We start from the raw sequence: 12,705 nt of genomic DNA, 5'->3' as shown, positions 1-12,705 counted from the left end.
TTCACTTAAATTTATTCTTTACCAGGAGCCGAAATTACTAAACGTAAGTCACCGCTAAAACTAAAGTCCTTCATTTCATTAGGAATAATAAAATTAGTACCCAATTTAATATTATATTCTTTGCCATCAGCAATAAACTTACCGTTACCTTTAATTACAGAAACTAAAAGATAAGGATGATCATTTAGACTCCAATCAAAACTCCCATCAACATCAATCTGCCATAAATAAAAATGCGGTGACATTGGTGGCTGAGCCAAAGTAGTAATCTTTGCATCTCCTAATGTTTCAGATGTAATTTTCAGCTTCGGATCTTTATGTGGTACTTGAATAGTATCAAGAGATTGCTTAATATGCAACTCTCTCTTTTTACCAGTTTTCTTGTCTACTCGATCCCAATCATACAATCTATAGGTTACATCACTTGATTGTTGCGTTTCAATGACCATAATCCCTTTAGTTAAAGCGTGAACCGTTCCAGAAGGTACATATAAAAAGTCTCCCTCTTTTACTGGTACATAACGTAACAATTTGGACCACTTTCCATTTTTAATCCAATCTTCTAATTCTTCTTTACTGGTTGCATTGTGCCCATAGATAAGTTTAGCACCAGGTTCAGCATGAAGCACATACCAACTTTCAGTTTTTCCAGAATCATTTTCATGAATTCTAGCGTATTCGTCATCTGGGTGTACTTGAACAGACAAATTATCATTTGCATCTAAGAATTTAACTAATAGCGGAAATTCCTTAGTTTTTGGATTACCAAATAATTCTGGATGCTCTAAATATACTTCTCTTAATGTCTTTCCTTTTAAAGGACCAGCATTAACTGTCGAAGCGTCATCTTTATATCCAGATATTACCCAAGCTTCTCCAACTTTTCCATCTGGAATATCATATCCTAAAACTGTATTTAACTTACGACCACCCCAAATTTTTGGCCTAAAATATGGTGTTAAAAATAATGGTTCCATAAAAAAATCACCTCAATAAAAGTATATATCTTTTTGAGATGGCTTTGAAACCACTTTCAACTATTTTTTGAATATTTTTTAATTCCAGTAATTAAACGACTAATTCCATCTTCTACCATTGAAATTGGTGATGCTAGATTAAGACGTAAAAATTTATTGCCATTACCGCGATAAATAATACCAGGTGAAACGATTAGCCCAGTTTCTTTTCTAATATAATCAGCTAATTCTTGACTATTTTGTGAGATTTCACTCACATCTAACCACATTAAATAAGTTGCAGGACCAGAAACAATTTTTATATCTTTTAACTGTTTAGTTATTTTCTTTTCAGCATAAGCAAAATTATTGTCAATTACCGCTAATAACTCATGTAACCAATTAAACCCTTCCGTATAAGCAGCAATTGTCGCTGGAATAGCTAAAAGATTAGGTTCAGCTAGTTCATCGCTATTTAATCCACGATTAACGATATCACGTAAATTATTATCAGGAATAATCACAGTTGCGGCATGAAGGGCGGCAACATTAAAAGTTTTACTTGGAGATACTAAACTAATTACATTGCTTCTTAAGGGTTTAGCAATAGAAAAAGCAGGTGTATATTTGACGTTATTACGCACTAAATCCCCATGAATCTCATCAGACAGAAGAATTACATGATTTTCTTGACATAAAGAAGCAATTCTTTTCACTTCGTTCTTTTTCCATACAATTCCTGTAGGATTGTGCGGATTACAGAAAATCATCAAAGTAGTTAAAGAATTAGCCAGCTTTTCTTCTAGATCTTGCCAGTTAATTTCATACTTCCCATTACTATAAATTAAATCACTTGATAATACATGCCGACCGTTATTTTCAATAGAATTATAAAAAATATTGTAAACTGGCTCTTGCACTAATACATTATCACCTATATGAGAAACACGTCTAACAATTGACGAAATGGCTGGCACAACTCCAGTAGCAAAAATCATCCAGTCTGGATCAGCATCTGCACCATGCTCTAATTGATACCAATGACTTACTGCATTAAAATAATCGGCTCCGGCTTCTTCATAGCCAAAGGCACCTAGTTCAAGTTTTTCACGCATTGCTAAAACAATCTCAGGTGCTGTTTTAAAATCCATGTCCGCAATCGACATTGGTAATTCACTATCTTTAACATTCCACTTAACTGAATCTGTATGTCGCCGATTTATCACGGTTGTAAAATCATAATCCAATTTTATTCACCCTCTTGATTTTGATCAGAAACTGAACCTTTTTTAACGATTGTTTCCTCAGAGATAATCTTAGTATCACGAGGATCCACCTTTGCTGGATCAATAATTAATGTTTCAATCTTCTTCGCTTTAATTACTCCAGAAATAGGATTTTTAACGCTCGTAATCTTACTCTTAATAGTTGCGTTAATGTTACTACATTTTTCTAAAGCTAAAGTCGTCTGATTTAAAATACAGTTTTCTAAAGTAACATGATCCATGTAGCAAAGCCCTTGATCACTTTCAATAGTACAATCTCTGAAAATAATATTGCTACTATTCCAGCTTAAATATTCCCCATCTATTTGACAATTAATTAAAGTTACATTCTCACAATTCCAAAATGCATCTTTAGATACAAAACTACAATTTTTGCAGACAATATTTTTAGCACCATCAAAAATATAGTTTCCAATCACGCGCACATTTTCCATATAGATGTCAGAACTATCTTTTCCAAAATAGTCACCATTAATCTCAGTATTTTTAATAGTAATATCCTCACAAGTCCACATTGTTTCTTCAGCATCAGAAAAAAATACGTGATCTAAAGAAACATGTTTACATCTTCTAAATAATTTAGGAGCCTGCAAATTGGAGTTTTTAATTGAGATATTATTAGTGTACCAAATACCACTTCTTGACATTGTTTCAAATGTGCTATCAGTAACTTTAATATTATTTGAATACCATAAAGGATATTTATATTTAAAAATATTAGCCTTTATTTCTAAATTCTGCGTTTCTTTTAGCGGCGATTCTCCTTCACCGAACGTAACATTCTCTAAAATTGCGTTAGAAAGACCATATAAAGCTCTTTCTCCTTCAAAGTATTTTTCATTAATTTCTTGCATAAATTTCCTCTTTATTAAACTCTTTCAAATATTTAGTCTAAATTATGAAAAGTAAATGTCTAATATTTGCTAAGCATAATGAAATATATTTTTATGCTATAGATTGGCTTTTCACCACGATTACTTTTCAAATTTATTATAGGGAAAAGATAATTTGGAGAAAATTTACAGTTTTTCATACTAGAATAAATTATATTTATAGCAAAAAAAGATGAGTCATATTAAAACTCATCTTTTTTATAAATTTAGTTATTACGCTTGCGTTTTGAAATACCTGCTAAACCGATAACTCCTAACATTGAGCTTACAGCACCTAAAATTGTTGCAGCAATACCGTCTTTAACTCCTGCCTTTGGAGGTTCTGACTGAGTAGTTTTCTTAACTGGAGTAGTTGGAACTTCTGGAGTACGTGGAGTATCAGGAGTATTTGGTGTTGTTGAGTTTTCAGGTTTCTCTGGAGTTGTTGGAACATTTGGAGTCACAGGTTGATGTGGTTTCAAACTATAACTATTAATTGCATCCCAATCAATAAACTTGCCCCATTCTCCATCTAAAGCAGCACTATTTGGAGAATCTTTTTCGAGACTACCAATCATATTTTTATTTTCACTATCACCATTCCAAACCCAAACACCTTGATTAGTTAATTTGGCTAAAACAGTGGTAGTATTATCTGGATTCAGTTGCAAGATAAAGCTTGGTGCCCAAGTCGAATTGTTACCTTTTCCAGCTACTTCACCACGATTAGTCATATAAGCTGTAATTAAAAGTTGATTTTCTTTTCCTTCAATAGGAACTGCATAATATGAATATGTCGCCGTACGCCAATTTGCGGGTACTGAAGCGGTTAATACAACACCAGAACCATTTAATGGCACATAACCATGCGTTAAACTATCAGAAACAAAGCCAATCATCGCTACATTGTCTCCAACAACCTTATTAGCAAGCCGAGTAATTTCTCCTTTAGTTCCTCGAGACAATCTTGTTGCTGAAAATAGATAATACTTATTTCCAACTTTAACAATATCAGGTCTTTCCATTTCATCGCTAACCATTAATGACGTTACTAAAGGTGAGTAAACATCATCTAACTTAACAGTTGGATTGTTTTGATCCCCACTTAATTTTAAAATTCCCAGTGCACCATTAGCCACAGAAGCGAGAGCTTGATCATCATTATTACCAAAATAGCTCAAGAAATTATTGACATTGAACTTATCATTTCCACCATAATTAGCCCATCTATAAACTTGATCTTCGCCTTGGTAATTATTGCTTCCAGTGTTTGCTTCAAATACTAAATAACGATCACCATTCTCTTCTTCCACTACATGAGGATCTCGTAATGTATAATTATCTCTATTTCTATTTTTACCATTTGAGAATTGATCATAAGTTTGATAATGTTTACCATCACCAATAAAAATCACATGATCATTATCAACACTAGCAATTGAAACACCATTGTTATCAACATTTAACTTCAAATTAGCTGTTGCCAACTGTTGATCATTTAGCTTACCATTTGATGTATCATTTTTTGTATAAAATAGTTGAACAGAACCATCTTTATTTACAATGGCAGATCCTGACCATTCCTGTAAATCAGGAGTTTCATTATATCCAAAGATAGAACCCGCATTTCTCCAATGCGAGAATTCATTATCATTATATTTATTATACAAAAGATAAATATGATTATCGTTCTTTTTAGGCATTCCCATCATTGCAATGACAAGTTGGTAGCCCTTATAGTTTGATACATAACCAGTTATAGGGTCTTGTACTGGCCACGAATCCCAGATTTCCAAAGTTTCAGTTTTACCAGTTTGTGCATCTTTAGTTACCGCTGCATCCATATTTTTTTTCTTTTGCATTAAAATATGGAACTGCATATTTTGGATCTCTTCTTATAAGAGCCTGTCCAATTGCATCTAAATCGTTTAATGTTAATTTTGTTCCGTCTTGTGGATCATTATCAAAATTAACTTTATTTAAATTATTAATTTGATCATTAGTTAATTTTGTGACATCAATACCAGAATTATTAACAATTTCTTTGATTTTTCCCTTTAATTCGGTTTTCTCTGAAGAAGTTGAACTTTGCCCTTGAGAATTATTATCCTTAAAATGATCGGAAATATTGTCAGAATCTTGGTTTAAATCACTAGAGGCTTTACCATTATTAATGATTGCAGAAGAAATTGGAGTACTTCCTACTTGTGTTGATGAACTATCTTCCTTACTGTCATTAACTTGGCTACTTGTTTCTTTACCAGAATTTAAACTAGAGTTTAGATTTGTCTCAGTTCCAGCTACTTTGTCGTTCGTAGCATTTTCTTTTAATCCACTATTATCATTTTTGTTAACCGAAGCAGATGCTTTTACTGTGGTAACTTGACTAGCATTAGCATTATCAACAGTATCAGTATTAGTAGCAGCATTTACAGTGGAAGCACTTAATACAATTGCTGCTGTAGACAAGGTCCCCATTAATAAAGATTTTCCGCTTAAAGACATCTTTTTATGTTTTTTATTTTCCAACATCTTTTCTCCTCCTACATGCTAAGCGTTTAACATTTCAACTAACAGACTATCATCTTTTATTATAAAAATAAATATTATTTTGAAAAATTTGTATAGCTTTAAAGATCTACACTTTTTCATTAAATGTCAATCGTTTATCAATTTTGTATCAAAAAGACATATAAAAACCGTATTGAATAATAAGATTCTATAATTTTTCATGTTGATGAATATTTATGATATTCTATTGAAAAGATTTTCATTATATAAAGAAAGAGGTGAAGAGAAATGAATAAACTCATTCCACAAGAATATGATGAAGTTATTTTAAAAACAGGTGAATTAGTTTGTCTAATGGACCAATTAGATGCAACTCACTTTTTACCTGATTATGGCGTTGAAACCCCTGAACAAGAAAAGAAAACAATGGCTATGATGCCAATTTCAATTGACGATATAGAAAAAGTTGTTTATAGACCTAAAGGCGCTCAGTAATTGACCGAGCTTATTAGCTAAAAACTGTCATTAAAATTTCTAGTTAATAAAAAAGTTACCTTCTTAGGTAACTTAAATCAACTTATTTAAATATCTTCTATAAACTCCATTTCACAGCTAAATATATAAAAATAAAACCACCTTTTTAGCCAAAAGTTAGCCAAAAGGTGGTTTTATCATGCTTGAGTGTTGATAAATCAACATTCCTTAAACTATTTATGGAGATGAGGGGAATTGAACCCCTGTCCAAACGTATTCCGTCGTTAACCTCTACGATCATAGTTATATTACTTAAATTTCGTTTTGATAAAACGCCATATAACAGGGCTAAACTATCAAAACTAACCTAAGAATCTTATTTCTAACTATTAAGGTAAGTAGTTAAACGTAGCTCGTTAAATGGTAAGACCCGCAGACAGACACGAGCAATCCGTCATTGGATCACGCAGGCTGACTAAGCAGCTACTGCGTAAGAATTTTCGTTATTTGCAGTTATAATTTAACTGTGACGTTTTAACGTAGACGTGACCTACGAATCGCAGTCAACGCGAATCTACGCCTGTCGAATCCCAAAACATCCCCAGATGTTTCAATGATATCACAGTCACTGTTAAAATGCTATAATCTTGCTCTCACGATTACTTATCTAATTTAGCTAAACGAACAACGTCACGTGCGATCATTAACTCTTCATTGGTTGGAACAATCATTGCAGTAATCTTTGAATCTGGTGTAGTGATAATTCCTTCCTTGTTGACCTTATTAGCTTTTTCATCATATTCAAGACCAAGCCAAGTTAGGCCATCCATAATCTGCTTTCTTACACTTGCATCATGTTCTCCGATTCCTGCAGTAAAGACTAAAACATCTAAACCACCCATTTCAGTCATATAAGCTCCAATATAGCGAACAATTCGGTTAATAAAAATATCTTTTGTAAGTTTAGCCTGCTTATCACCATTTTTAATTGCTTTTTCAATATCTCTCATATCTGGGGAGATTCCTGAAAGACCGAGTAAACCAGATTTGGTGTTTAACATCTTAATAACTTCATTAAAGCTAGTAATGTTGCCTTTTTTCATAATAAATTGAAGTAAAGAAGGATCAACGTCACCACTTCTAGTACTCATTGTAATTCCTGCAACCGGACTGAATCCCATTGAAGTATCAAAAGACTTCCCATCTTTAATAGCAGTGACAGATGCACCGCTACCTAAATGACATAAAACCATCTTTAAATCTTCAACTGGCTTCTTTAGTAAATCAGCTGTGCGACGTGATACATAGCGAGCTGAAGTACCATGTGCACCATATTTTCTAGCACGGAACTTTTCATAGTACTTATATGGTACTGAGTATAAGTATTGGACAGGATCTAACGATTGGTGGAAAGAAGTATCAAAAACAGCAACCTCAGGTACATTAGGTAAAACTTTCATGAAAGCATAGATGCCGTCAGCTTCAGCTGGGTTATGCAATGGTGCATAGTCACTCATATTATAAATCTTCCAAAGATTATCATCTGTAATGACTGTACTATCAGTAAATTCTTCACCACCAGCAACGACACGATGCCCTACCCCAGCAATATCTGCTAAAGAATCGATAACATTGTATTCTTTAAGCCAACTTAGCAACTTTTGAACTGCTTCTTCTTGATTAGCAATATCACTTTGTTCATCATGTTGACTACCATCTGCTAAAGTCATTGTGAAAACAGAACCTGGTAAACCAACACGGTCAGCCATACCAGATGCAATTACTTTTTCATTATCTAGAGAAAATAATTTGTATTTAAATGATGAACTACCTGAGTTTACTGCTAAAACTTTTTTCATTTTATATACCTCTCGTATTATATAAATTAATTTTCACTCTTATGATACCAGTCATTTAGTTTCATATTAAATGCTACTAAAGATTCTGGTTTCTTTAATGAATCTAATTTAGCCACCAAAACTTCTCGCTTGAGAGCATGTTCCCCATGATTTTGGAAAACTAAAATTGATTTTTGTTGAATTTGGCTTGAAAACATGTCATCAGGCAAATCGACAATCGCCTGAATATTAACTTTTTTAGCCAGCCAAGTCATGAATTCAGTAGATCCTTTACCAGTAAATAGTAATCTAGGTACTACTAAAAATGCAAAACCATCACGCTTAAGATTATTTACTATTTGTTCAATAAATAAAGTATGGGCAAACGAATGTCCCTCTTTTGCATGATTTTCGAAACGCTCAGCATTATTATCCAATGGATAATAACCTACTGGCACATCACTTACCACTATATCCGCTTTTTCAATCATCCATGGATCTAAAGCATCTTGACAATATAAATCAATCTTTAAATCTTCAAGATGGGCGCCAATATCTGCTAAATCCAATAATGCTTCTTCATTATCAATTCCAATTAATTTGTAATTGTTTTGTGAATGATTTTCCTGAATCAGCTGTCTAATAACCGAATAAAGTAAATTTCCAGTTCCAATTGCGGGATCAACCACAGTTTTTTTACCTGTCGGAACGATTCTTTGCCAAATCAAAGCAATTACTGTAGCAATTACTGAAGGTGTGGGCATCAAGTTATAGTCACTGGCATCTTGAGTAATTGCTTTTAAAGTTAATAAAGTAAATATTTGTACTTTTAAGGTACGTGGCAAATTATCATAATCTAATTTACGATACTCTTCAGTTAATTCAGCTACGGTTTCTTTATCTGGGGCACCTGATTCTACTTTGATTTTTCCATTTTCTAGATTATCAAAGGTTTCCGTCAATGCCGATGAAAAAGAAACATTCAGCGCTTTTTGTAAATGCTCAATAGCTGTCTGAAATTTTGGATATAATTCTTCTACTTTTTGCATTTTTCTTCCTTCTTTAATATTCCTTCTAATATTCTATAGGTATCATCAAATACTAGCAAGCAATCATTGTTACTTGGAAAAATAATTTATCAAAGAAAGATTACTTTCCATATTTTCAGTAAAACTGCGTTGATACATCATTACAAAGGTAATGCAAATATTAATAAGCAGCAAACTACTAATTAAGGCACTTCCCTTAAGCCTTTTTACTCTTATCTTTTTTCTCATCCTGTATTTTATTTTCCTTTTTCTTTGGTAAATCTGTTTTGAAAAACATCTCGCTTTGTCTACCATCTTTTTCAGTTACTAAAATAGAAAAAGAATCTTTTGAAGTAGAACATTTTATTTTTTTAACTTGAAAAAGTAGCGGCATGTGTCCTCCCTCATCTGTTCTCATTCTCAAAACATCATTTGAACTCATATCAATTACATATGTATCGTAAATTAAATCACCATTCTTTTTCTTCTTATCCGATAACTTTCTAAGAACAATTTTAGTTGGATCTGAACCCGTTGTACTTACCTCAACATGTCCACTTTCTTTTAAGAAATTATTTATCTGTACATAACTATACGAAATTTCATTAACTCCGGTTTTCTGGCGATTAATTTTTCTAAGTGTGCCTATAAGTCCAAATAATATTTGCGCACATAAAATAGTAACTGCGATTGCAAATACAGCTTCTAATAAGGTAAAACCCTTTATCTTTTTCATTATTTTATTTTCTATGATAGACATGATCATGCACTAATAATGTCTTCTTATCACTATGTCTAAAAATATATTCCGCATAAGCCTTATCTACTCGTTTTTCAATCTGTTTTTCAGTCTGTCTATTTTGTTTAATTGTTATCCCTAAAAGCAATACTCCTAAACAGGCTATCGTGAAGCCTACACATGCTTCCAATAAAATGAAGCCCTTGACTTTTCTATTCTTCAACCATCCTACCCCATGTCATCTGTATTTTAATTTTCTTTTCTTTGCTTCCACTCTTAACAGTAATTGTTCTCGGCGATATGGTTCCGCGATTGCTAATATATAAATTATCAAAATTATAAACTCTAACATGTCGATTCAAATATACTTTTGACACTTGATGCGGCTCCATTATCTGAATTGAAGAATTATTGTCAAAATATGATAAAAAATACGACTTCTTTTCTACTGTTGAGAGATGCAAATACTTATTGATAGTTGATCTAATTTGACGCGTGGTACTGTCTAAGATTATCTGTTCCTTAATATTTTTAACATAAAGCGTTGGCATTAACACGAGTAAACAAATTATTGTTAAAGTAACTATCGTTTCAATCAAAGTAAAAGCTTTTATTCTCTTAAAAATCATTTCTGCGGTAATTTTTCATATCTTTCTTTTTGTTTTTGAGAAATATATTCCTTCTTTACTAGCTCTTCTAATGAAGTACCATCTCCATTATCTTCAGCTAATTGTCTTTGGGTCTCAATCGTTGTTCTTAAGGCTTCATCTGTTTTGGTAGTCGCTCTTTCTTTTTGCTTACTTAAGCCCGGAACAATTAACAAAATTAGCATCGCAATAATGGCAATTACAATTACCATTTCAACTAAGGTAAATCCTTTTACCTGTTTATTTTTCATAATAAAATGCTTTAACTTTCTCATTTTTACCTCTACATTGTTTCCATTAAATGATACATTGGCATTAAAATTTTTAAATACATTCCTAGAATACAAATTCCAATAAAAATAAAGCACAGCGGCTGCAAATTAACGATTAAACTGTTTAATTTGAGATTTAATTCATAGAAAAGTGTCTTGCTAAGCAATAATGCTCTTTTCCCAATTTGCTCTCTTGTCGTTCCAGTCTCTAAAAGCATAATTAAATTATTAGAAATAAAAGCTTCACTCTCAATAATTGCTTTAATTTCAATTCCTTTTTCTAATTGATTCTTCACTTTTGCTCCTAAAACTTGTTGCAACGAATTCTTTGGTTGCTGATCAGTAAGTTGACAAATTTTTTGCAGTGAGAAGCCATTGATCAGTAAAACAGCTAAGTCAGACACGATAAGATAGTGAACATATAAATTTAATGTTGGTCCAATTATAGGTATCCTAGTTAATTTATTCAGGGCATAATAATCTTGTTTATTGAGCAACATGATTATCTTACTAATAAGAAATGCACCTATAATAACTAACAACACAAGTCCACCTAACATTAAATTACTCGTCCAGTCATTATCTGACATTTCTGTCTTTAAAAAGGTTTGCATACAAATCAATAGCGTAACCATCATTCCAATTAAAAGTGCTGGATAAGCCAATTCTCCTCGCAATTTCTTTAACTGCTTATTTTTCAATCGAATAAGTTTACTTAATTGGTCTAAACAAGACAATAGATTTCCATCAATAATCGCCATATTTATTTGTGCAGATAAAGTACTAGAAAATCCCACTTCATGCAATACATCTCCAAGTTGCCTGCCTTCTTCAACTTGTTTACTTATATAGACTAATTGGCTAGAATTACCACTCCATATTTTAGGCAGTAGTTTTAAACTAGCATTAAGCGAATAACCATTAATTAGTGCTTGTCTTAAATAATCAATAAAAATTAATTGAGCAGCGCTGTTTAGTTTATCCTTCTTCATAAAGATGCTTCGTATCTTCACTAATCTTTCCTCTTTCAACTAACTGCTCTAAATTACTTTGCCAATTACTCAAATCATGGCGATTGTCATTAAACGCAATAGCTTGATCAAGTATTTTTCCATACCTAATATCCATTAAACAAGCAACTTTATTTTGATTTTTTATTGGTAGCAACCTTTGATAAGAAACAGCTGTCAGACAATTGCATAATTCATCTTTAGTGATTCCTAATCCTTCAAGACGTGAAATTGTTTGCAAGGCTGTTTTCGCATGAATAGTTGCTAAAACCAAATGTCCACTTAAAGCTGCGTTAATACTGATTTTGGCAGTTTCTTGATCTCGAATTTCCCCAATAATTAAAATATCCGGCCTATGTCGTAAAGCAGCCTTTAGTAAATCTGGATAAGCAATTCCCGCAACAAGATTTACCTGTGTTTGTAAAAAATTGGGATTCCAAACCTCGACCGGATCTTCAATAGTCATTACAACTTTTTCTTTTCCCACTAGTTGTGCTAGTTCATACATGGTTGAAGTCTTTCCCGATCCTGTTGGACCACTAGTCACTATCAACCCCCGTTGATTGGTAAGTCTTTTTAGCAAATCGAATTGTTCCGAGAGAAAATAATTATTACTTTTTTCTCCATAAATTAATCGAATTACTAAAGACTCATCTCCCTCAAATTCCCCCACACTTGAAAAGCGTAAAAAAACCTTTTCATCCCCAAATTTAGTCTGATAAGCACCCACTTGTGGTCTACGACGCTCAGATATATCCATTTGCGCCTGAAACTTGAAATAATTAAGTAATTCTTTTCCTGCTTGCTGGCCTAATTCTTTTATTTTACTCAAGCCTAGGGCAGTTCGAATCTTTATTTCATAGCCTCCAATAGCTGGAAAAATAAAGATATCACTAGCATGGCTTTTAATTGCTTTTTCTAAAATAACTTCTGATACTTCGTTCATAATTAATCCCTCCTTTGCCATACACTTATTAGTACGCAAAAATGTAATAGTTTTTTTATTATTTTAAAAATTGAGTAAAAAAAAGACTGACGCAAAGGTCAGCCATAAAAAAATAGACCTAAAATG

The 12,705-nt window shown here is 32.5% G+C and carries 12 protein-coding genes, 1 other RNA gene and 1 pseudogene; 1 reads left to right on the top strand and 13 read right to left on the bottom strand.

Annotated features, from left to right (window positions below):
- Window positions 1-11: 11 nt before the first annotated feature.
- The 4 genes and pseudogenes from manA to AB5359_RS01220 form a co-directional block, all read right to left on the bottom strand.
- Window positions 12-977 carry a mannose-6-phosphate isomerase, class I gene (gene manA, locus AB5359_RS01235; RefSeq protein ID WP_003648547.1) on the bottom strand — a complete coding sequence of 322 codons (966 nt, stop codon included), beginning with the start codon at window positions 975-977 and terminating at the stop codon, window positions 12-14.
- Between the two features lie 56 nt (window positions 978-1,033).
- Window positions 1,034-2,203, bottom strand: coding sequence for a MalY/PatB family protein (locus AB5359_RS01230; protein WP_048686414.1), 1,170 nt, complete (start codon window positions 2,201-2,203; stop codon window positions 1,034-1,036).
- 2 nt (window positions 2,204-2,205) lie between these two features.
- Window positions 2,206-3,096 (bottom strand): DUF3737 family protein, encoded by an 891-nt coding sequence (locus AB5359_RS01225; protein ID WP_048686412.1) that lies wholly within the window; start codon window positions 3,094-3,096, stop codon window positions 2,206-2,208.
- Between the two features lie 245 nt (window positions 3,097-3,341).
- Window positions 3,342-5,646: pseudogene (locus AB5359_RS01220) on the bottom strand (glycoside hydrolase family 68 protein).
- A 267-nt stretch (window positions 5,647-5,913) separates the two neighbouring features.
- Here AB5359_RS01220 and AB5359_RS01215 point away from each other — a divergent pair.
- Window positions 5,914-6,120, top strand: coding sequence for a hypothetical protein (locus AB5359_RS01215; protein WP_020807897.1), 207 nt, complete (start codon window positions 5,914-5,916; stop codon window positions 6,118-6,120).
- Between the two features lie 216 nt (window positions 6,121-6,336).
- Here AB5359_RS01215 and ssrA read toward each other — a convergent pair.
- From ssrA to comGA, 9 genes are all read right to left on the bottom strand, one after another.
- Window positions 6,337-6,702: a transfer-messenger RNA gene (ssrA, locus tag AB5359_RS01210) on the bottom strand.
- Window positions 6,703-6,758: 56 nt separating this feature from the next.
- Complete coding sequence (locus AB5359_RS01205) at window positions 6,759-7,958, bottom strand: acetate/propionate family kinase (RefSeq protein ID WP_048686410.1); 1,200 nt, start codon at window positions 7,956-7,958, stop codon at window positions 6,759-6,761.
- Between the two features lie 26 nt (window positions 7,959-7,984).
- Window positions 7,985-8,986, bottom strand: coding sequence for a class I SAM-dependent methyltransferase (locus AB5359_RS01200; protein ID WP_003648490.1), 1,002 nt, complete (start codon window positions 8,984-8,986; stop codon window positions 7,985-7,987).
- A gap of 196 nt (window positions 8,987-9,182) precedes the next feature.
- Window positions 9,183-9,701: a competence type IV pilus minor pilin ComGF gene (gene comGF, locus AB5359_RS01195; RefSeq protein WP_039157977.1), complete on the bottom strand. Its 519-nt coding sequence runs from the start codon at window positions 9,699-9,701 to the stop codon at window positions 9,183-9,185.
- Between the two features lie 4 nt (window positions 9,702-9,705).
- Window positions 9,706-9,927, bottom strand: a complete 222-nt coding sequence (locus AB5359_RS01190; protein WP_048686408.1) for a type II secretion system protein — start codon at window positions 9,925-9,927, stop codon at window positions 9,706-9,708.
- On the bottom strand, window positions 9,917-10,333 hold the full coding sequence (locus AB5359_RS01185; protein ID WP_020807902.1) for a type II secretion system protein: 417 nt from the start codon (window positions 10,331-10,333) through the stop codon (window positions 9,917-9,919). Before AB5359_RS01185 ends, AB5359_RS01190 begins: the two co-directional genes overlap by 11 nt.
- Window positions 10,330-10,626: a competence type IV pilus major pilin ComGC gene (comGC, locus tag AB5359_RS01180; protein WP_039156129.1), complete on the bottom strand. Its 297-nt coding sequence runs from the start codon at window positions 10,624-10,626 to the stop codon at window positions 10,330-10,332. Before comGC ends, AB5359_RS01185 begins: the two co-directional genes overlap by 4 nt.
- An 8-nt stretch (window positions 10,627-10,634) precedes the next feature.
- Window positions 10,635-11,615, bottom strand: a complete 981-nt coding sequence (locus AB5359_RS01175; RefSeq protein WP_048686406.1) for a type II secretion system F family protein — start codon at window positions 11,613-11,615, stop codon at window positions 10,635-10,637.
- On the bottom strand, window positions 11,602-12,579 hold the full coding sequence (comGA, locus tag AB5359_RS01170) for a competence type IV pilus ATPase ComGA (protein ID WP_020807905.1): 978 nt from the start codon (window positions 12,577-12,579) through the stop codon (window positions 11,602-11,604). Before comGA ends, AB5359_RS01175 begins: the two co-directional genes overlap by 14 nt.
- Window positions 12,580-12,705: the final 126 nt, after the last annotated feature.

Source organism: Lactobacillus sp. RTP31084st1_F9_RTP31084_210423, from assembly GCF_040919545.1.
Lineage (GTDB): Bacteria > Bacillota > Bacilli > Lactobacillales > Lactobacillaceae > Lactobacillus > Lactobacillus paragasseri.
This window is presented reverse-complemented; position numbering and strand designations above follow the sequence as displayed.